Below are 21,341 nucleotides of genomic sequence, written 5' to 3' on the forward strand. Positions count from 1 at the left end.
TCCGCTTCGCTCCCGCTCCGCCCGTGGATGACGAAGGAAACCAAAACTAACCGCGATACGACAGCACCTCGCTCGGGATGCTGAGCGACTGCAGCGAGCCGGGGTCGGCGCCGGCGATCCAGCCGAGCACGGCGCGCGCAAGCTCTGAGCCGGCGAGCCTGAAATTCTCGTTGACGACGAGCAGCTCGCGCCGGAAAAGGTGCAGCAATTCCGACGATTGTTTGGACACCACGTCGACATCCCTGCCCAGCTTCAAGCCCGCGTCCTCGATGCCGGCGACAACGGCAAGCGTAGCGGCGGCGGCGCTGCTGACAATGCCGTCCGGACGGTCGTTGCGGCGCATCAATTGCGCGGTTCGCATCCTGATCTGATCGATCGAGTGATCGATGGAAACGCTGTTGAACGGAACCTCGCTGGCGCCGACCTCGCTCAAGGCATCGGCAAAACCGTTCAGCGTGTGACCGTAATAGGTGAGCCCGACCGGCGGCGTCACCAGAGCAAGGCGGCGCCGGCCGATGCCGGCTAGGTGGCGCACCGCTTCGCCGGCGAACGCATAGTTGTCGAAGTCGTGATAGGGGTGCACGAGGCCCATATCGGTGCGCCCATGCGTGGCAAAGGGAATGCCGCGCTCCAGCATGTAGCGGGCCCGCGGATCATTGGGCTGCGCGCGGGAAATGATGACGCCGTCGGCGGAACCCGTCTCGACCAGATAGCGCACCGGATCCAGCGGATCCTGCGAGCGCGAGTAGGGCGTGACGATCAAATGATAGGGCGTGTCGGCGATCACCTCGGAGACGCCGTAGATGATATCCGAGACGAAGCTCATGATTTCGTGCTCGGTGTTGAGCACCAGGCTGATGACGTTGGTCTTGCCGGTTCTGAGCCGCACGCCGGCGCGGTTCGGCCGGTAGCCGATCTGCTTGGCGACGAGCTGCACGCGACGCCTGGTTTCGGCGCCGATCTCGGGCGCGTCCTTCAGCGCGCGCGACACTGTGGTGACGCCGAGGCCCGTCATGAAGGCAAGCGTCTTCAGCGTCGGCCGTTCCTTGGCCGACGTCTCGCCGTCCGTCTTCGTCGCCCGTCTATCCATTTGTCCCGCCCATCAGGCGCATAGCAGCCGCGAGGCCAAGCTGCAATCGCGCAAGCCGACAATCGCGGTCTTCAACCCGCGCCACGGTTTAATATACTGAAACGTTACAGATTGCCAACGCTCGTGACTGAAGGGTCAGCCTTGATCGTCGCGACAAGAGGCTGGAAACACGGCGAAACCCACTGGATTCACAAGGACGGTCTCCTTTCTGGTGGATTTTGACACAAATGAGCTAACTCGAGCAGAGCTGGGCCATCCTGGAGGAAGAATTTTCTTCGCAACGCGAAAAAATCGTATGTCCGTTTCATTCGAGGGTTGCCTATCTCAACCATTTGCCGTATCGAAAATCTGTAACGTTTCAGATTCTGGGAGGAACCGAAATGCGATACAAATTCCTGGCCGCCGCGTTTGCCGCGACGGTCGCGCTAAACGTCGCCGGACCGGCGGCCGCGACCGATCTCGAAGTCACCCACTGGTGGACTTCTGGCGGCGAAGCGGCGGCGGTCGCGGAACTCGCCAAGGCGTTCGATGCGACCGGCAATCACTGGGTCGACGGCGCCATCGCCGGTTCCGGCGGCACGGCGCGGCCGATCATGATCAGCCGTATCACCGGCGGCGATCCAATGGGCGCCACCCAGTTCAACCATGGCCGTCAGGCGGAGGAACTCGTCCAGGCCGGGCTGATGCGCGACCTCACCGACATCGCGACGAAAGGCAAGTGGACGGAGGTCGTGCGGCCGAAGAGCCTGCTCGACTCGTGCACGATCGGCGGCAAGATCTATTGCGTGCCGGTCAATATCCATTCCTGGCAATGGCTCTGGCTGTCGAACGATGCCTTCCAGAAGGCCGGCGTGCCGATGCCGAAGGACTGGAATGAATTCGTCGCCGCCGCGCCGGCGCTGGAAAAGGCCGGCATCATCCCGCTCGCCGTCGGCGGGCAGCCCTGGCAGGCATCGGGCGCATTCGACGTGCTGCTCGCCGCGGTCGGCGGCACCGACGCCTTCCTGAAGGTGTACCAGCAAAAGGACGCCAAATTCGCGGCCGGCCCAGAGATCGCCAAAGTGTTCAAGGCAGCCGACGATGCGCGCAAGATGGCCAAGAACACCAATGTGCAGGATTGGAACCAGGCGACCAATCTGGTCATCACCGGCAAGGCCGGTGGACAGATCATGGGCGACTGGGCGCAGGGCGAGTTCCAGGTCGCCGGCAAGGCCGCCGGCAAGGACTACACCTGCCTGCCCGGCCTTGGCCTGAATGAGGTCATCGCCACCGGCGGCGATGCGTTCTACTTCCCGCTGCTCAAGGACGCGGAGAAGTCGAAGGCGCAGGAAGTGCTGGCCGAGACGCTGCTCGATCCGAAGACGCAGGTCGCCTTCAACCTCAAGAAGGGCTCGCTGCCGGTGCGCGGCGACGTCGACGTCAACGCGGCGAACGACTGCATGAAGAAGGGTCTGGCCATTCTCGCCAAAGGCGCGGTGATCCCGTGGACGGACCAGCTGCTCTCGCAGGACAGCCAGAAGCAGAAGGAGGATCTGTTCTCCGAATTCTTCGCCAAGCCCGACATGACGCTCGAGGAGGCGCAGAAGCGCTTCGCCGACATCATCGCTTCGGCCGACTGATCACGGGCGCCCCCGCCGGCTCCCGGCCCTGCCAATCGGGGTCGGGAGCATGATGTCCTCATTGTTTCAGCCCGGCTGCCGAATGAGCAACAGCGAACGCCCCAACCAGCTTTTGCGCAACCTCAATGCCAAAGTCGCATCGATCCCGATGATCCTGACCGCGCTCGTGGTCTTCGTCGGCGGCACGGCCTGGACGGTGCTCTACTCCTTCACCAATTCGAAGCTTCTGCCGCGGCTGAACTTCGTCGGGCTCGACCAGTATTACCGGCTGTGGGCGACGCCGCGCTGGCTGGTCTCGATCGAGAACCTGTTGATCTACGGCGTCATCTCGCTGGTGTTCTCGCTGGTCATCGGCTTTATCCTGGCGGCCCTGCTCGACCAAAAGATCCGCTTCGAGGACACCTTCCGCACCATCTTCCTCTATCCGTTCGCGCTCTCCTTCATCGTCACCGGCCTGGTCTGGCAGTGGCTGCTCAATCCGGACTTCGGCATCCAGGGCGTGGTGCGAGACCTCGGCTGGACGAGCTTCAGCTTCGATCCGCTCTACAACTCCAGCATCGTCATCTACGGCATTTCGATCGCGGCACTCTGGCAAGGCACGGGGCTGATCATGTGCCTGATGCTCGCCGGCCTGCGCGGAATCGACGAGGACATCTGGAAGGCGGCGCGGGTGGACGGCATACCGATGTGGAAGACATACCTCTTTATCGTCATCCCGATGATGCGGCCGGTCTTCATCACGACGCTGGTGATCATCGCCGCCGGCATCGTCAAGGTCTATGACCTCGTCGTGGCCCAGACCAGCGGCGGCCCGGGCATCGCCTCCGAGGTGCCGGCGAAATACGTTTACGATTACATGTTCTTTGCTCAGAACCTCGGGCAGGGTTTTGCCGCCTCGACCATGATGCTGCTATCCGTGGTCATCGTCATCGTGCCGTGGGCCTATCTCGAGTTCGGAGGCAGGAAACGTGGCTGACGTAGCTGTCTCCAGGGACGCGGACGCGCTGGGGCGCCAAGCCGTCGGGCCGAGCGGACCAAAGCCGCGGCATGTGCTCTCGCGGCGCAACATCTTACTCTACGGCACCCTCATCGTCGTGGCGCTCTACTATCTTCTGCCGCTCTACGTGATGGTCGTCACCTCGCTGAAGGGCATGCCCGAAATCCGCCTCGGCAACATCTTTTCGCCGCCGCTGGAGATCACCTTCGAGCCTTGGGTGAAGGCTTGGTCGCAGGCCTGCACCGGTCTCAATTGCGACGGACTTTCGCGCGGCTTCTGGAACTCGGTCCGCATTACGGTGCCGTCGGTGCTGCTGTCGATCGCGATCGCCTCGGTCAACGGCTACGCTTTGGCCAACTGGCGCTTCAAGGGCGCCGATGCCTTCTTCATCATCCTCATCGTCGGCGCCTTCATCCCCTATCAGGTGATGATCTATCCGATCGTCATCATCCTGCGCGAGATCGGCATCTACGGGACACTGACCGGTCTGGTGATCGTGCATTCGATCTTCGGCATGCCGATCCTGACGCTGCTCTTCCGCAACTACTTCACGTCGATGCCGGAGGAACTGTTCCGGGCGGCGCGCGTCGACGGCGCCGGCTTCTGGGGCATCTATCTGCGCATCATGCTGCCGATGTCGCTGCCGATCTTCGTCGTCGCCATCATCCTGCAGGTGACCGGCATCTGGAACGATTTCCTGTTCGGCGTCGTCTACACCCGCCCCGACACCTATCCGATGACGGTGCAGCTCAACAACATCGTCAACTCCGTGCAGGGCGTGAAGGAGTACAACGTCAACATGGCCGCCACCATCCTGACCGGCCTTGTGCCCCTCATCGTCTACTTCATTTCCGGCAAGCTGTTCGTGCGCGGCATCGCCGCCGGCGCGGTGAAAGGATGACGATGGCAGCGATCGCCAATCCTAGCGTTTCGATCCAGAATCTGTCGCTCAATTTCGGCGCGGTCACCGTTTTGCAAACGCTCGACTTGGATGTCGCGGAGGGCGAGTTCATCGTGCTGCTCGGGCCGTCCGGCTGCGGCAAGTCCACCTTGCTCAACTGCATCGCCGGCCTGCTCGACATCTCCGAGGGCCGCATCTTCATCAAGGGCAAGAACGTCACCTGGGAAGAGCCGAAGGATCGCGGCATCGGCATGGTGTTCCAGTCCTATGCGCTCTACCCGCAAATGACGGTCGAGAAGAACCTCTCCTTCGGCCTGCGCGTCGCGGGCGTGCCCAAGGACGAGATCGCCAAACGCATCGCGCGCGCGGCCGAGATCCTGCAGATCGAGCCGCTGCTGCAGCGCAAGCCGGCCGCGCTTTCCGGCGGTCAGCGCCAGCGGGTGGCCATCGGGCGGGCGCTGGTGCGCGATGTCGACGTCTTCCTGTTCGACGAGCCGCTCTCCAACCTCGACGCCAAGCTGCGCTCGGAGCTGCGCGTCGAGATCAAGCTGCTGCACCGCAAGCTCGAGAACACCATGATCTACGTCACCCATGACCAGATCGAAGCGATGACGCTTGCCGACCGCATCGCGCTGATGAAAGGCGGCGTCATCCAGCAACTCGACGCGCCGCAGACCATCTACAACCGCCCGGTCAATCGCTTCGTCGCCGGCTTTCTCGGCTCGCCGGCGATGAATTTCGTCGATGGCAGGCTCGAAAAAAGCGGCGATGGCTGGTCCTTCGCGGTCGAGGACGTGCGTATTCCGCTGGCAACCTATGTTTTCGAGAAGGAGCCGACGCCGGGACCGGCGGTGTTCGGCATCCGCCCCGAACATGTCGCTTTCAATAGCGGCACTGGGTGGCCGTTCGCCGCGACGGCGACTGTCGAGGTCGTCGAGCCGATGGGGTCCGACACGCTGGTCTGGCTGAAGCTGGCCAAGCAGAATTTCACCGTTCGCGTGACTTCCGAGCGCACGCCCAAGAATGCGGACACGGCCAGCATCGGCTTCGATCCTATGCGTGCCTCTCTCTTCGATGCTCAAACCGGCAACCGCCTTTGATCTTCCAAACCACCCCAAGCAGAACGGACAGACAGATGAACTGGTCATTCCAACTCTACAGCGCCCGAAACTTCCAACCATGGACGGACGTGCTGAAAATGCTCGGCGAGCTCGGCTACAAGGAAGTCGAAGGCTTCGGCGGCGTCTATGACGACCCGAAGGGCTTCCGCGCCGAACTCGACAAGAACGGGCTGGCCATGCCGACCGGCCATTTCTCGATCGATGCGCTGGAGAAGGATTTCAACGGTGTGCGCAGAACAGCCGACGCGCTCGGCATAACCCTTTTGATCTGCCCTTATCTGATGCCTGATGCGCGGCCGAGCGATGCCGCCGGCTGGCGCGGCTTCGGCGAGCGTCTGGCCAAGGTCGGCGAGACCGCCAAGAAGGCGGGCTACGGATTTGCCTGGCACAATCACGATTTCGAATTCAAGGCGCTCGCCGATGGCTCGCTGCCACAGGATCATATCCTGGCGGCCGCTCCGGACATCGGCTGGGAGATGGATGTCGCCTGGGTGGTGCGCGGCGGCGCCGACCCGCTGCCCTGGATCGAAAAACACGGCAAGCGCATCGTCGCCGTCCATGTCAAGGACATCGCCAAGCCCGGCGAGGGACTGGATGAGGACGGCTGGTCGGATGTCGGCCACGGCACGATCGATTGGCCCGGCCTGATCAAGGCATTCCGCGCCAAGAGCGCCGCAAGCTACTACGTGATGGAACAGGACAACCCCAACGACATCGAGCGTTTCGCCCGCCGCTCGATCGCAGCCGCCAAGACCCACTAGGAGCACCACACATGGCAAGGAAACTTGGCGTCGGCGTGATCGGCTGCGGCAACATCTCAAGAGCGTATTTCTCGCTGGCGCCGCTGTTTCGCGGTATCGAGATGCGCGCCTGCGCGGACATCAACATGGATGCAGCGAAGGCGCGCGCGAAGGAATTCAAGCTGCGCGCCGAGACAGTCGACCAACTGCTCAGGGCAGACGACATCGACATCATCGTCAATCTGACGATCCCGGCGGTGCATTACGAGGTGTCGAAGCAGGTGCTCGACGCCGGCAAGCATGTCTATTCCGAAAAGCCCTTCGTGTTGTCGGTCAAGGAAGGACTCGACCTGAAGAAGCGGGCGCAAAAGAAAGGCCTGCGCATCGGCTCGGCGCCCGACACCTTTCTCGGCGGAGCGCATCAGCTGGTGCGCAGCCTCATCGATGACGGCAAGCTCGGCAGGATCACCAGCGGCACCTGCCACGTGATGGGCCATGGCATGGAGCACTGGCATCCCAATCCGGATTTCTTCTTCCAGCCGGGCGCCGGTCCGGTGCTCGACATCGGCCCGTACTATATCACCAACCTGATCCAACTGATCGGGCCGGTCAGCCGAGTGGCGGCCTTCGCGGCGACGCCGGCCAAGGAGCGAACCATCGGCTCCAAGCCGCGGGCGGGTGAAAAGATCCCAGTCAACACACCGACCACCATCCACGGCCTGCTCGAGTTCGAGAACGGCGCGGTGATCACGCTCAACACCAGCTGGGACGTCTGGAGCCACGGCCATGCGCCGATGGAACTCTATGGCGAGCTCGGCACCGTGTTCGTGCCGGACCCGAACTTCTTCGGCGGCGAGGTGCGGTTCACAAACGGCACCAAGCCGGTCAAGAAGCTACCGAGATGGGAGCACCCTTTCGCCGTGCCGAACGACATGCATTCGCAGGGCATGTTGGCCAACTACCGCACCGCCGGCCTCGCCGACATGGCGATCGCGATCGCGCAAGGGCGGCCGCATCGCTGCTCGATGGAACTGGCGCTGCACGCCGTCGACGTGATGACCGGCATCCTGCGCTCGGGCGAAAGCGGCAAGTTCGTCGCCATGCAGACGACATGCGAGCGGCCGGCAGCGCTTGGCATCAAGGAAGCAAAGGCGCTCATGGCCACGGGGAAGTAGCCTCCTGCGATTATCGATAATTTGCCGATTGCCTCTCCTCCTTCCGCCGGGGAGAAGGTAAAGGGTGGGGCGTGGTTTATGCGCGCAACTTTCGCGGCTGGGCCCGCTCCGTTCAGATCTGAGGATTCCCTATGCCCTATGTCGCCGCCGAAAACCGCTACGAGAAGATGATCTATAACCGTTGCGGCCGGTCCGGTCTGAAGCTGCCGGCGATCTCGCTCGGGCTCTGGCACAATTTCGGCAACGACACGCCGCACAAGACCAAGCAGGCAATCGTGCGCAAGGCCTTCGATCTCGGCATCACGCATTTCGACCTGGCCAATAATTACGGCCCGCCGCCCGGCTCGGCCGAGATCGCCTTCGGCGAGATCATGCGCACCGACTTTGCCGCTTATCGCGACGAGCTGATAATCTCCACCAAGGCCGGCTATGAAATGTGGGCCGGACCTTACGGCGAATGGGGCAGCCGCAAATATGTGCTGTCGAGCCTCGACCAGAGCCTGAAGCGGATAGGGCTCGATTATGTCGACATCTTCTATTCCCACCGCTTCGATCCCGAGACGCCGCTGGAAGAAACAATGGGCGCGCTCGACCATGCCGTGCGCTCCGGCAAGGCGCTCTATGCCGGCATATCCTCCTACAATTCACAGCGTACGCGCGAGGCGGCCGACATTCTGAGGCAGCTCGGCACGCCCTGCCTCATCCACCAGCCGAGCTATTCCCTGCTCAACCGCTGGGTCGAGGAGGACGGGCTGCTCGACACGCTGGAGGGTCTCGGCATCGGCTCGATCGTCTTCTCGCCGCTGGCGCAGGGCATGCTGACCGACAAATATCTCGGTGGCATTCCCGAGGGCAGCCGCGCCAGCCAGGGCAAGTCGCTCAGGCCGGCCTTCATCAACGACAAGTCGATCGCCAACATCGAGGCGCTCAACGCCATCGCCGGCCGGCGCGGCCAGACGCTGGCGCAGATGGCGCTGGCCTGGGTGCTGCGCAGGGGCAGGGTGACTACGGCGCTGATCGGCGCCAGCCAGCCGGAGCAGGTCGAGGATTGCGTCGGCGCGCTCAAGGCACTCGACTTCAGCGATGCCGAGCTCGCCGAGATCGACACCTATGCGCACGAGGCCGATATCAACCTGTGGGCGGCTTCGGCCGAGCGCAAAGGGCCGCCGCGCAAGTAGGGCCTGGCCGACGCCAGGGCGGCGAGCGCTGCGGAAACAGTGGCAAAAACGCCGGTTCGTCGTTATCTCATGGAGTCGAGACCGTTCGCGTGCGCAATCGACGCGCGGGACGACGCCATGACCGGAACGGGATGATGACGGCAAGGGATGCGCTGACCAAGAACCAGCTGTGCGTGCTCGAGAAGCTCGAGGCGGCCAGCGGGCCGCTCAGCGCCTATACGCTGCTCGACCAGCTGCGCGAACGGGGCTTCCGCGCGCCGCTGCAGGTCTATCGCGCTTTAGACACGCTGGTGAAGTCGGGCTTCGTGCACCGGCTCGAAAGCCTCAACTCCTTCGTCGCCTGCGCCGAGCCGCACGACCACAGCCATTCGATGACCGCCTTCGCCATCTGCGACAGCTGCGGCCAGGTGACGGAGATGTCGGACCACGACGTCGACCACCGGCTGGACGAGTGGGTGCGCTCGACGGGATTTGCCGCCAAGAAGGCGGTGATCGAGTTTCGGGGTGTCTGCGCGAAGTGCAGGTCGGAAGCGGCATAAGTACGCCGATATTCAGGTGAGGCCGGCCTGCAAAAGGTGGCTTCCTGCGCTTCCGGTGCTCACGTACGAAAAGTACGCTCCGCTCCGGTCTCGGAATCCGCCTTTTTCGACTCGGCCTGACCTGAATCTCGCCGCACTTACCGGCGTGGATGCCGGCTAATGCGCCTCGTCCCAATTGTCGGCGGCGCGGGCATCGACGTGCAGCGGCACCGACATCGAGACCGCCGGCATCGGCGCGTTCTCCATCACGCGGCGCACAACGGGAATCGTCGCGTCGACCTCCGCCTCCACCGTCTCGAAGATCAGTTCGTCATGCACCTGCAGGAGCATGCGGGCCGAGAGCTTCGCCTTTTCCAGCGCCTCCTCCATGTGGACCATGGCGCGGCGGATGATGTCGGCGGCGGTGCCCTGGAGCCGGGCGTTGATCGAGGCGCGCTCGTTGAAGGCGCGGATCGACGGGTTGGAGGCTCGTATCTCCGGATAGTGGATGCGGCGGCCGAAGATCGTCTCGACGAAGCCATGCTCGCGCGCATAGGCCTTGGTTTCCTCGATATAGTCGCGAATGCCCGGGAAGCGCTCGAAATAGCGTTTGATGTAGGCGCCTGCCTCCTCGCGCGGGATCGATAGTTGGTTGGCGAGGCCGAAGGCCGAGATGCCGTAGATGATCCCGAAATTGATTGCCTTGGCGCGCCGGCGCACCTCCGAAGGCATGCCTTCGACCGGAACGCTGAACATCTCGGAGGCGGTGATCGCATGGATGTCGGCGCCGTCGGCGAAGGCCTGCTTGAGCTGCGGGATCTCGGCAACGTGCGCCAGCACGCGCAGCTCGATCTGGCTGTAATCGGCCGAGACCAGCTTGTGGCCCCTTTCGGCGATGAAGGCGGTCCTGATCTTGCGCCCCTCGGCGGTGCGCACCGGGATGTTCTGCAGGTTTGGATCGGAGGACGACAATCGTCCCGTTGTCGTCGCGGCGAGCGCGTATGAGGTGTGCACGCGATTGGTGCCGGGATTGATGAAGCCGGGCAGCGCGTCGGTGTAGGTCGATTTCAGCTTCGTGAGCTGGCGCCAATCGACGATCTTGCGCGGCAGCTCGTGGCCTTCGGCGGCGAGGTCCTCCAGGAGCTGCGCCGAGGTCGACCACTGGCCGGTCTTGGTCTTGGAGCCGCCCGGCAGACCCATCTTGCCGAACAGGATGTCGCCGAGCTGCTTCGGCGAGCCGATGTTGATGCGCTCGCCGACGATGCCGTAGATTTCCTCCTCGGCGCGCGCTGCCCCTTGCGCCAGCTCGCCCGACAGCCTGGACAGGATCTGCCTGTCGACCGAAATGCCGCGCTGCTCCATGCGGGCGAGTACGGGCACCAGCGGCCGCTCCAGCCGCTCATAGACCGAAACCAGTCCCTTGGCGGCGAGCCTCGGCTTCAGCACCTGCCAGAGCCTCAGCGTGATGTCGGCCTGCTCGGCGGCATAGGCGGTCGCCCGCCCTATATCGACCTGGTCGAAGCCGACGGCGTTCTTGCCCGAGCCGGCAAGCTCCTTCTTCGAGGCGGGGGCATGGCCCAGCCACTTCTCCGACAGCGAGGCGAGGTCGTGGCCGCCGGAGGTGCCGGCATCGAGCACATAGGAGATCAGCATCGTGTCGTCGAAAGGTGCGACCTCGATACCGTGCCGGCTCATCACGACGATGTCGTATTTCATGTCCTGCACGATCTTGAGAACAGACCTGTCCTCGAGCAGCGGCTTGAGCAGCGCCAGCGCTTCCCGGACCGGGATCTGATCGGCCATCAGGCCGCCGCCAAGCAGGTCGCCGCTGCCGCTGCCATGGGTTAGCGGCAGGTAGGCGGCGCGGCCGGGTGCAGTCGCCATGGAGAGACCGATCAACTCGGCCTGCATCGGGTCGAAGGAGGAGGTCTCGGCGTCGAAGGCAAGCAGGCCGCCCTCTCTTGCCTCGGCTATCCAGGCCTTCAGCGTGTCCGTATCCCGGATGGCGACATAGGTGGAGGAGTCGATCTTATGGGCCGACGCCGCCTCCAGCCGCAGCGCCGAGAGCAGGGAAGGGGTATCGCCCTGCGGCGGCGCATCCTCACCCCTGACGGCGGGTCTTGCAGTTGTTCCAGTGCCGTTCGAGCCGGGCGCGGCTGGTCTTGCCGGCGGCGCACCCGCCCCGACATCGGGGCCGTGCGCGGTATCCGCGCGCTCGATGGTCACAGCCGAAGCCTGCACGTCACCGATCTCGGTTGCGGTCGCTTCCCCGACGCGGCGGGTCAGCGTGGTGAACTCCATGGTTTTGAGAAAGCCGATCAGCTTCGGCCCGTCCGGCGCATGGAGCACCAACTCGTCGAGGCCCTCTTTCAGCGGCACGTCGTTCTTCAGTGTCACCAGCTGCCGCGAGATGCGCGCCTTGTCGGCATTGGCGATGATGGTCTCGCGTCGCTTCTCCTGCTTGATCTCCGAGGCCCGCGCGAGCAGGCCGTCGAGGTCGCCGAACTGCTCCAGGAGCTGCGCGGCCGTTTTCGGCCCGATGCCGGGCACGCCCGGAACATTGTCGACGGAGTCGCCGGTCAGCGCCTGCAGGTCGATCATCTTCTCCGGCGGCACGCCCCATTTCTCGATCACCTCGGGAATGCCGATCTGACGGTCCTTCATCGGGTCGTACATGCCGACCGTCGGGCCGACGAGCTGCATCAGGTCCTTGTCGGAGGAGATGATGGTGGTGTCAGCCTCGGCTTCGCAGGCCAGCCGGCAATAGGTGGCGATGATGTCGTCGGCCTCGAAACCCTCCATCTCGATGCAGGGCAGGTTGAATGCCGCGGTGGCTTGCCGGATCAGACCGAATTGCGGAATGAGGTCCTCCGGCGGCGCCGAGCGGTTGGCCTTGTATTCGGGATACAGATCGCTGCGGAAGGTCTTCGCCGAATAGTCGAAGATGACGGCGAAGTGGGTCGGCACGATGCCTACATTGGTATTGCGGGCATCCTGCATCAGCTTCCACACCATGTTGCAGAAGCCGAGGACGGCGCTGGTCGGCAGGCCGTCCGACTTGCGGTTGAGCGGCGGCAGGGCGTGGTAGGCGCGGAAGATGTAGCCGGAGCCGTCGACGAGGAAGAGATGATCGCCTTTTTTCATGCCGGCAGGGATAGCGCGGCACAGCTTCGCGGTCCATGCCAAAGGCGGTGCAACCCACCGGTTCCAGCAACACCCTGACATCGCCCCGGCAGGTGGAATCGGCCGCTCACGGGTATGTTACAAAAGTGTAATCTTCGTGCCCTTGAATCGCCATGTTCACAGACCCAAATACACGTCATCGGCAGTTTTCGCCGAAGTCCGGAGCAAGGCCCGTCCCCCGCCTATACCGGGCAAACTGCGGCAGCCTATCCCCCCTCTCCGGGCTGCCGCAACGTTTCGAGTAAAGACCGCCGTGGTTCCCCCTCCACCACGGCGGTTCTTTTTTGCCCGTCGGCAGGAATTCCGTCCCTTGGTCCAACGATCGCGGCTTTGCCTTTTCGGCGCGGCCCTTTAGGGTTCGCCCAAAAATCGAAAGGCTTCGGCATGTCCAGAATCTCCCCCGTCCTCGATCGCCTCGACCAGAATCTCGACCAGAGCTTGGCGCGGCTTCTCGGCCTGCTCGGCATCAGGTCGATCTCCACCGATCCCGCCTATAGCGCCGATTGCCGCAAGGCCGCCGATTGGCTGGTCGCAGAACTGAAGGCGATCGGCTTCGACGCCAGCGTTCGCGACACGCCCGGACATCCGATGGTGGTTGCGCATCACGAGGGACCCGCGGGGGCGCCGCATGTGCTGTTCTACGGCCACTACGACGTGCAGCCGGTCGATCCGATCGAGCTTTGGGAGAGCGATCCGTTCGCGCCGTCGATCAAGGAGATCGAGCCCGGCCGCAAGGTGATCGCCGGGCGCGGCTCCGCCGACGACAAGGGGCAGCTGATGACCTTCGTCGAGGCCTGCCGCGCCTGGAAGCAGGTGCATGGCGATCTGCCTTGTCGCGTCACCATCCTTTTCGAAGGCGAGGAGGAATCCGGTTCGCCGTCGCTGAAACCGTTCCTCGCAGCGAACGCCGCCGAGCTCAAGGCTGATTTCGCGCTGGTCTGCGACACCAGCATGTGGGACCGCGAGACGCCTTCCATTTGTGTCTCGCTGCGCGGCATGGTCGGCGAGGAGATCACCGTCAAGGCGGCCAGCCGCGACCTGCATTCCGGTCTCTATGGCGGCCCGGCCGCCAATCCGATCCGCATCCTCGCCAGGATTCTCGCCGAGGTCCACGACGAGGACGGCCGCGTCACCATCCCCGGCTTCTATGACGGCGTCGAGGAGACGCCTTCGCAGGTGCTGAAGTCCTGGGAGGGGCTGGGCGAAACCGCCGAGACCTTCCTTGGACCGGTCGGGCTTTCCATTCCCGCCGGTGAAAAGGGCCGTTCGGTGCTGGAACTCACCTGGGCGCGGCCGACGGCGGAGTTCAACGGCATCATCGGCGGCTACACCGGCAAGGGATTCAAGACGGTGATCGCGGCGGAAGCCTCGGCCAAGGTGTCGTTCCGGCTTGTCCACAAGCAGGATCCGAAGAAAATCCGTGCCGCGTTCCAGACTTTCGTGCGCGAACGCATCCCGGCCGATTGCTCGGTCGAATTCCATCCGCATGGCGGCTCGCCGGCGATTCAGCTCTCCTACGACTCACCGTTCCTGGCCAAGGCCAAGGACGCGCTGTCCGACGAATGGGAGAAGCAGGCGGTGACCACCGGCGGCGGCGGGTCGATCCCGGTGGTCGGCGACTTCCAGACCTATCTGGGCATGGAATCGCTGCTGGTCGGCTTCGGCCTCGACGACGACCGTATCCATTCGCCGAACGAGAAATACGAGCTGACCTCCTTCCACAAGGGGCAGCGCTCCTGGGCCCGTATTCTCGATGCGCTGACCCGCTGACCTCATCACCACGCGAAGCTCAGAAGCAACTTTCTGTTGATTTTTGCGCTGATCACGGCAAGGACGGATTATCAGCGCAACGCCGCTTGCGCATCCCACGGATGTCTGGCGTTGCGGTTGCGGACCGGAGAGAAAGATGACCGATATCCGTTTCCACAAGAATGATCTGCCGGATCTGTCCCGCTACGATGTCGGGGCGGTGGCCATCGACACGGAAACCTTGGGTCTCAACCCGCATCGCGACCGGCTCTGCGTGGTGCAGATCTCACCCGGCGACAGCAGCGCCGATGTCATCCAGATCGCGCCGGGGCAGCGCGAGGCGCCCAATCTCGTCAGCCTGCTCCGCAACCATGCCATCACCAAGCTGTTCCACTATGGCCGCTTCGATATCGCCGTGCTCTACCAGAGCTTCGGCGTCATGGCCGAGCCGGTGTTCTGCACCAAGATCGCGTCGCGTCTGACGCGCACCTATACCGACCGGCATGGGTTGAAGGATATCTGCAACGAGTTGCTCGGCATCGGGCTGTCGAAGGCGCAGCAGTCCTCGGACTGGGCGGCGGAAACGCTGTCGCCGGAACAGCTCGAATATGCCGCCTCGGACGTGCTCTACCTGCACCGGCTGCGCGAGGCGCTGGCCGCACGGCTGGCGCGCGAGGGCCGCACCGAAGAGGCCGACGCCTGCTTCCGTTTCCTGCCGACACGGGCCAAGCTCGACCTGATGGGCTGGGCGGAAGAAGACATCTTCGCGCACAGCTGACGGAACCGGGCGCGTCGAGGGGCGTTCCTGCCGGTCCAAGGGAGAGTCGAGATGGCAGAGCGCAAACCGATCGAAAGCGCGCCGAAGGACGGCTCGAAGGTCACCGTCCTGTGGAAGGACAGCGACGGCGTGGTCAACGAATCGATCGCGCAGTATCGCGACGGCGGATGGTGGGTCTACATCGACAGCGACACCCAAAAGAAGGTCGTTCCGACCAGCTGGCGGCCGGCTTCAGGCGACGAGTGACGACCAAAAGAACGACGTCGCCGGCGCGCAACTTTCGCCCAAAGCGCGTCGCGCTGAAAGGGATTCCGGCGACGCGCTTTAAGTCCTTGTTTTGATGCATGTCGCTGCCCCAGAACCGCTGCACACTTCCGGGCGACATGCACCGAGCACGCCGCGATTGCTCGATGCGCCTTGGGTTTTGATCTGCTAATCCCTTTGTCCGGAAACCGGTTTCCACTTTCGGGAGACATGCTTTAGCCTGAAGCCCTTGTAATCGATGGCTGATTCGGAGCTTGTCTCCGCCGTCGCCGTTCACCGGAGGGACATGCATGGGTGTCGAAAGTCTGCTCCTCTTCATCATCGTCGGCGCGATCGCGGGCTGGCTTGCGGGCCTGATCGTCAAGGGTTTCGGTTTTGGACTGGTCGGGAACATCGTGGTCGGCATCGTCGGCGCCCTGATCGCCGGCTGGCTGTTCCCGAGGCTGGGTTTTGCGGTGGGCGGCGGCATCCTTGCCGCGATCGTCCACGCCACGATCGGCGCGGTGATCCTGCTGGTGCTGATCAAACTGGTGAAGCAGGCCTGACCTTGCAAAGGGACCTCGGAGACGCGCCATGAAGCAGAACGCACTCTACCTGATCATCGGCGCGCTCGTGGTCGTGGTCATCGCGCTTGGCGTCTACATCTATCGCGAGCAGACAAGGCCGAAAGGCGTCGAGCTCAAGATCGACGACAAGGGCATTTCCATCCAGCAGAACTGATCGAGCGCCGGGAGAACTGTCGCCATTCGCCAGGCGCCCAGGGCGGTGGCTTGTTTGTCTCAAGCCAAATCCGGACGGAAAACCGTTTCACACGCCTAAAAATACCGGCGGTAGGCAAGCTTCTCCAGCAGCGTTGCATGACGAGCCGGCGGGATATCTCCGACTTGCGTGTATCCGACCTCGGAGAGCGTTGGCTCCATGATGGCACACAGCGCATCGAGGTCGCGCTGCGGGAGCTGGCGCCATTTGCCGATCGAAGACGTGGGCAGCCTGGGCTTCTTGCCGGTCTGGGCCATAGACAGTGAAAGCCTGCCAAACAGGCGACTTACGGTAGCCTCATAGTCCAGGACCAAGTCCTCGTATTTGACCTCGATATAGCGTTCGCCGAGCGTTTGAGAAAACTCCCTGGCAAGATCGACGTGGTATTGCCACCGATGCGCGTTAAACAGCATGCCGCGAGCCCGATAGGCCCGCTGCGTCATGGGATATCCGTGCCAGGAGTCGAGATCGGAACTGCCGAAATAGACCTTCCGCCAGAACGCGGCTTTGGGCGCCACAAAAGGGCTCAGCGCGACATCGCGGCCGTCCCGCACCAGATGGATGAAAATCGCCTTCGGAAAATACCTTCGTATCAAGGGGACGATCAGCAGCGTTTCGCACAGCTTCCAGCCCCACCGGGTCGCGGCACCCAAGTCACGAAGGTGATTGCCGAAATGGCGTTCGGCCAAGCGACGGCTTTGAGGGTCGTCGAGCTCGCGGCCGGCTGGCACGCCGTTTCGTGACGCGAGAACCGCGTGCTCCACCAATGGCTGGATTTCCAGGCAATCGAGCGACTCGTTCAGGTTCGTGCCCATGTATACGCCAGCGTCCATCAGCACCCGAGCAAGAAGTCGGCTGCCCGAGTGAGCGGTGTTGATGACGACAATCGGCGGTGGAAGCGCGGAAGCCAGATGGGGGCCGGCATTATCTATCGTTTGCAACTTCAAATTGATTCAATCCACCTGGAATTTCAATTGAATCAAGCCCCACTCAAAAGAGTAATATACTATCCAGCTTAAAACCAGATCTAAGCTCAGATCATGCCCAGATCTGGCGCCCTGGAAGGGCCAAATCCGTTGGAACCTCGGGAAAGCAGCGCCGGGCGAATTGCCAAGTGCTTGATGCTCGCCAGTGCGATCCGGCGATATCGGCAGCGCGACAAGGTCGGCATGCGGCTTCCTGCTTATGACTGCTCTCGGCGCCTACGTGCCGTTGGCATTGGCTGTCGTTCGTTCGCGCTGCGGGAATATGCGGCGTCTGATACTTTTCAGCCGGTGGGCTATCGGCGCGGAGTGTTTGACCAACGCCGCTTGAAAGTCACGGACCTCCGGATGCTGCCGGCCGAATTTTCAGACACCGTCAGCGTCAGAGGGCGTCTTAACGTTTGAAGCTGTGCGCGCCAAGGCGGCCGTGACCGGCAGCCGTCACGGTTTTCCTACTCCGGTCGTGCTGGCTCTTCTTCTGCGCCGATTGGTGTGCGACTGCGCGACGGCGACCAATTCGGGCGTGATCGCCGGGGACGCAGTCTCTGCCCCGGCCGGGTTCAGCGGCCCCTGGATCTGGACGGTTGGGAATGGGAGTTCGATGCCCTGCTCCTTGAAGACCTGGCGGAGGCGTACATAGAATTTGCGTTTCATACCGAAGGCGCCTCCCGGTATGGTTTTGACCTTGACCCGCAATACGATGCCGTACTCACCGAACTCCTGCACGCCCTGCATCTTGATCGGTTCGAGCACCCAGTGTTTGAACTCGGGATCTTCCGCCAGTTCGAGGCCAATTCGCTTGATCAGCCTGCGAGCGAAGTCGATATCGGTGTCATAGCCGACGGTGATGTTGAATTTGTCGGTAACCCAGTCACGGCTCTGGTTCTGGACTGCCCCGAGTTCACCGAAAGGGATGGTGAACAGCGAGCCACGATGGTGCCGCAGCTTCACGGAGCGCAGCGAAAAGCTCTCCACGGTGCCCACATAACGGCCCGACGAGATGTATTCGCCAACACGAAACGCATCATCGAGCAGAAAAAATATGCCCGAGATGACGTCCTTGACTATGGTTTGCGCCCCAAATCCCACAGCGACGCCAACGACGCCGGCGCCGGCGATCAGAGGGCCGATCTGGATACCCATTGAGGCGAGCATCATCAGCACCGCCATCACGACGATCAATGCGAGCAGAATGTTTTGGATGATCGGCAAGAGCGTGTGCAGACGCGCCTGCTGCGGATCGACAATCGGCATCTCCTCGTCGCCGATCACCGCGTGCGGCGTCTCGATGCCCAGCTTTCTTTCGATCAAAGCTTTGATGATCGACCAGCCGAAATCGGCCGCGAGGGCAATGACCACGACATTGATCAAGCCGCGCAATATGAGCGTGGTCGTCGTGTTGCTGTCCTGCATGGACTGCATGTTCAGACCCCAGACGCGCGCGAGAAGGTAGGCCGCCGCCAGGATCAAGACCATCCGGATTCCGCGATCGATGACAGCGATCGTCACCGCCGGGATCGTAGGCCGGCCAACATCTTCCGAACCCGGCCGCAGGACGAAATTAACCCCGCGCTGCGTCAGCACGATTGCCAACGGCAGGAAGAGTGCGGCCAAAGCAAACCAGAACAATATATGAAGGCCGCCGATGCGCAGCAGGAACAGGACGACGAAATAGGCAGTCAATAGCCATGTCGCTCCCGTATGACCGCTTTGGCGCGCACCGTCCCGCCGTGTTCTCGGCCGGCGCCAAACGGCAAGCAGAAAGAGCAACAGCAGGGCGAGATCGGCGCCCACCGACAGGACCAGCATTCCGTCCTGATCGATGCCGAGACCCGGCAAGAGGATAAACGCGGCGGCGAAGAAGGCGAAGACGCCGACGATCCAGGATAGCCAATAGGTCCAATGGTCAGCCGCGTCGTTGGTGATCGGCAAGGCACGAACCTCGACGGCGTTCTCGACCTTTAGGAAGGAAGGGACGAGTAGGGCCGTCAGATACATGCGCACACCCCATGTCACGACTGCAGCGATCAGAAATGTCAGCACAATCTCGCGGATCAGCATTGGCCAGTCGAACAACATGAACGCGCCGGCGCTGCCCAATGCGAAGGAGACGATCAGCAAGCTGGAATAAAGCGTGCGACCGCCAATCTTCTTGGCTCGCCCAATGGGCGTATCCTTCGGTTGCGCGCTGACCCAAAGACGAAATGGATCGGTGAACTTGTATGTTGCCCAAGTGAGGGCCAGACCGGCGGCGATGAAGATCGCAATCACCATCAATACGCCGGCAGGCCGTCTGCCGGACATATCCTGCATGGTCTCCGCCCGAACGCGCGCGAACTGGTCGGGCAGCAAGGGCAAGGTTCGCACGATCCTTTCGATATGATGCCTGATCCGATCGAGCGTCGAGGATGCCATCGTATTCATCTGGCCTGGGGCGACTGCATCGGACGATGCGCCGGCCGGCGAAGCTGCTGCCTTGGCCCCCGTTGTCCCGGCGGCCCGGTCTCGTTGTTCAGCCACCCAGGCCTTCACCGACGGATCGTCGAGAAGGTCGAATAGCTGCTTGACCCTTTCGGGTGGGACCGGCGCCGGCGCTTGCGCCTTTGCCGGACCGGCCAACAAGAGGGCGATGCCTATGATGAGCAGCCTGGCAATCAGGACCAACATCGCCGCCAGACGTCCGGGACCTCGTGCCAGGCTCGTGACTGCCCATCGTTGAATCATGAGCGGCATCGTGCTGTTAGCCTTCCGGTCAATCGGCAAGCAACGACATCTATGTCCATTGTTGCTTCACCTTGAAGAAACCGGTGTTGCCGCGCAAGTCCTCTTTGTTCCGAGTCTGGGCCGGGTTCGATTAGCCGCCGGGGGCAGGGCGGCACTCCGACCCCGCCCTAGGCCTCCAGGTTCTTCCCGACCGACCGGCAAGCAGGCAGCCCAGCAGAGGCATCCTCACGACGTCCGCCATGAACCTCTTCGGTAATACAATTTGAAAAATGCGCCCTCATGTTTCACAACAGGCGGTAGACCAGCGAGCATGGTGTCAGGCGAGAGTTCGGAAAGACGTTCAACAATGACCCAGCACGTCCAAGACGCTCGAATTCTCATGTACAGCCACGACACGTTCGGGCTCGGCCATTTGCAGCGCTGCCGGACGATCGCGCATTCGCTGGTCGAGGATTTCCACGGACTTCAGGTGCTTATCATTTCGGGTGCGACCATCGCGGGCGCCTTCGACTACCGCGCCCGCGTCGACTTCGTGAAGATCCCCAGCGTCATCAAGTTGCGCAACGGCGAATACACCTCGCTCGAAAAGGATATCGATCTGCATGAGACGCTAAGGATGCGCCAGTCGATCATCCGCCACACAGCCGAGACCTTTCGGCCCGATATCTTCATCGTCGACAAGGAACCGCTCGGCCTGCGCGGTGAGATCGAGGACACGCTGTCCTACCTCAAGACGCGGGGTACCACGCTCGTGCTTGGACTGCGCGAGGTGATGGACGCGCCGCATCTGCTCGAAGCAGAGTGGGAACGCAGGGACGTGATGCGCAAGATAGGCCTGTTCTACGATAAGGTGTGGGTCTATGGCCCACCGGATTTCTATGATCCGCTGGTCGGCCTGGATGTGCCGCCGGCTGTCAGGGCAAAGATGAAGTTCGTCGGTTTCCTGCAACGGAGCCTGCCGCAGAACGAATTGCCCGGCCACCGGCCCGAGGGCGACTATATCCTCGTCACCACGGGTGGCGGCGGTGACGGCGCCGAACTGATCCACAACGTCATCGACGCCTACCAGCAGGATTCGCAATTGCAGCACAGGGCGTTGATCGTGCTTGGGCCCTACATGCCGGCGCGCAAGCGCAACAAGCTGCGCAAGAAGGGGGCCAAGATCCCCTATATCAAGATCATCGACTTCGACAACCGCATGGAAGAGCTGATCGCCGGCGCCCGGGCGGTAGTGGCGATGGGCGGTTACAACACCTATTGCGAGATACTGTCCTTCGACAAGCCGGCGCTGATCGTGCCGCGCGTCGAGCCCCGCGAGGAACAACTGATCCGTGCGCGGCGCGCAGCCGAACTCGGCCTCATCGAGATGCTTTTGCCGGAGGAAGCCGCGGATTACCAGCGATTTGCCGATACACTGAAGGTGCTGCCAGACCGGCGCCGCCCATCGCAGAGCAATCCGCACCTGACGCTGGAAGGGCTGCCTCACATTTCCGAAATCGTCGCGGATCTGCTCGACCGGCGCGCCGGCCATCACCTTTCGGTCATTGAAGGCATGAACTGAG

Annotated in this window: 18 protein-coding genes; 14 read left to right on the plus strand and 4 right to left on the minus strand. The window is 62.7% G+C overall.

Going from position 1 to position 21,341, the window contains the following annotated elements; translation table 11 throughout:
- Positions 1-46 precede the first annotated feature (46 nt).
- A complete protein-coding gene (locus tag EJ074_RS21710; protein WP_129553772.1) occupies positions 47-1,090 on the minus strand; it encodes a LacI family transcriptional regulator in 1,044 nt (347 codons plus the stop codon).
- Between the two features lie 380 nt (positions 1,091-1,470).
- Here EJ074_RS21710 and EJ074_RS21715 point away from each other — a divergent pair, with 380 nt between their 5' ends.
- The 8 genes from EJ074_RS21715 to EJ074_RS21750 all read left to right on the plus strand — a co-directional run bounded on the left by EJ074_RS21715 (position 1,471) and on the right by EJ074_RS21750 (position 9,360).
- Positions 1,471-2,709 carry an ABC transporter substrate-binding protein gene (locus EJ074_RS21715; protein ID WP_129553773.1) on the plus strand — a complete coding sequence of 413 codons (1,239 nt, stop codon included), beginning with the start codon at positions 1,471-1,473 and terminating at the stop codon, positions 2,707-2,709.
- 82 nt (positions 2,710-2,791) lie between these two features.
- Positions 2,792-3,685 (plus strand): sugar ABC transporter permease, encoded by an 894-nt coding sequence (locus EJ074_RS21720; protein ID WP_095804397.1) that lies wholly within the window; start codon positions 2,792-2,794, stop codon positions 3,683-3,685.
- Positions 3,678-4,607, plus strand: a complete 930-nt coding sequence (locus EJ074_RS21725) for a carbohydrate ABC transporter permease (protein ID WP_129553774.1) — start codon at positions 3,678-3,680, stop codon at positions 4,605-4,607. Before EJ074_RS21720 ends, EJ074_RS21725 begins: the two co-directional genes overlap by 8 nt.
- Before the next feature lie 2 nt (positions 4,608-4,609).
- Positions 4,610-5,707 (plus strand): sn-glycerol-3-phosphate ABC transporter ATP-binding protein UgpC, encoded by a 1,098-nt coding sequence (gene ugpC / locus EJ074_RS21730; RefSeq protein ID WP_129554079.1) that lies wholly within the window; start codon positions 4,610-4,612, stop codon positions 5,705-5,707.
- Positions 5,708-5,742: 35 nt separating this feature from the next.
- Positions 5,743-6,489, plus strand: a complete 747-nt coding sequence (locus EJ074_RS21735) for a sugar phosphate isomerase/epimerase (protein ID WP_129553775.1) — start codon at positions 5,743-5,745, stop codon at positions 6,487-6,489.
- An 11-nt stretch (positions 6,490-6,500) separates the two neighbouring features.
- Entirely contained in the window at positions 6,501-7,643 is a 1,143-nt protein-coding gene (locus tag EJ074_RS21740; RefSeq protein WP_129553776.1) for a Gfo/Idh/MocA family oxidoreductase, read from the plus strand.
- A gap of 131 nt (positions 7,644-7,774) precedes the next feature.
- Positions 7,775-8,821: an L-glyceraldehyde 3-phosphate reductase gene (mgrA, locus tag EJ074_RS21745; protein WP_129553777.1), complete on the plus strand. Its 1,047-nt coding sequence runs from the start codon at positions 7,775-7,777 to the stop codon at positions 8,819-8,821.
- A gap of 134 nt (positions 8,822-8,955) precedes the next feature.
- Positions 8,956-9,360 carry a Fur family transcriptional regulator gene (locus EJ074_RS21750; protein ID WP_129554080.1) on the plus strand — a complete coding sequence of 135 codons (405 nt, stop codon included), beginning with the start codon at positions 8,956-8,958 and terminating at the stop codon, positions 9,358-9,360.
- 156 nt (positions 9,361-9,516) lie between these two features.
- On the opposite strand, the gene polA is transcribed toward EJ074_RS21750, so the two are convergent.
- The gene (gene polA, locus EJ074_RS21755; RefSeq protein ID WP_165349995.1) at positions 9,517-12,483 is read right to left on the minus strand and encodes a DNA polymerase I; all 2,967 of its coding nucleotides are present in this window, start codon (positions 12,481-12,483) and stop codon (positions 9,517-9,519) included.
- A gap of 423 nt (positions 12,484-12,906) precedes the next feature.
- Here polA and EJ074_RS21760 point away from each other — a divergent pair, with 423 nt between their 5' ends.
- From EJ074_RS21760 to EJ074_RS21780, 5 genes are all read left to right on the plus strand, one after another.
- Entirely contained in the window at positions 12,907-14,292 is a 1,386-nt protein-coding gene (locus EJ074_RS21760; RefSeq protein WP_095804390.1) for a M20/M25/M40 family metallo-hydrolase, read from the plus strand.
- A 136-nt stretch (positions 14,293-14,428) separates the two neighbouring features.
- Positions 14,429-15,049 carry a ribonuclease D gene (locus tag EJ074_RS21765; RefSeq protein ID WP_129553779.1) on the plus strand — a complete coding sequence of 207 codons (621 nt, stop codon included), beginning with the start codon at positions 14,429-14,431 and terminating at the stop codon, positions 15,047-15,049.
- A 51-nt stretch (positions 15,050-15,100) separates the two neighbouring features.
- Positions 15,101-15,295, plus strand: coding sequence for a hypothetical protein (locus EJ074_RS21770; protein WP_095804388.1), 195 nt, complete (start codon positions 15,101-15,103; stop codon positions 15,293-15,295).
- Positions 15,296-15,603: 308 nt separating this feature from the next.
- A complete protein-coding gene (locus EJ074_RS21775; protein ID WP_129553780.1) occupies positions 15,604-15,858 on the plus strand; it encodes a GlsB/YeaQ/YmgE family stress response membrane protein in 255 nt (84 codons plus the stop codon).
- A 28-nt stretch (positions 15,859-15,886) separates the two neighbouring features.
- Entirely contained in the window at positions 15,887-16,033 is a 147-nt protein-coding gene (locus tag EJ074_RS21780; protein ID WP_095804386.1) for a hypothetical protein, read from the plus strand.
- Positions 16,034-16,128: 95 nt separating this feature from the next.
- On the opposite strand, the gene EJ074_RS21785 is transcribed toward EJ074_RS21780, so the two are convergent.
- Both EJ074_RS21785 and EJ074_RS21790 read right to left on the minus strand, forming a co-directional pair.
- Positions 16,129-17,019, minus strand: coding sequence for a sulfotransferase (locus EJ074_RS21785; RefSeq protein WP_165349996.1), 891 nt, complete (start codon positions 17,017-17,019; stop codon positions 16,129-16,131).
- 477 nt (positions 17,020-17,496) lie between these two features.
- The gene (locus EJ074_RS21790; RefSeq protein ID WP_129553782.1) at positions 17,497-19,722 is read right to left on the minus strand and encodes a mechanosensitive ion channel family protein; all 2,226 of its coding nucleotides are present in this window, start codon (positions 19,720-19,722) and stop codon (positions 17,497-17,499) included.
- Between the two features lie 403 nt (positions 19,723-20,125).
- Here EJ074_RS21790 and EJ074_RS21795 point away from each other — a divergent pair, with 403 nt between their 5' ends.
- Positions 20,126-21,340, plus strand: a complete 1,215-nt coding sequence (locus tag EJ074_RS21795; protein WP_095804383.1) for a glycosyltransferase family protein — start codon at positions 20,126-20,128, stop codon at positions 21,338-21,340.
- Position 21,341 lies beyond the last annotated feature (1 nt).

The organism is Mesorhizobium sp. M3A.F.Ca.ET.080.04.2.1, assembly GCF_003952525.1.
Classification (GTDB): domain Bacteria; phylum Pseudomonadota; class Alphaproteobacteria; order Rhizobiales; family Rhizobiaceae; genus Mesorhizobium.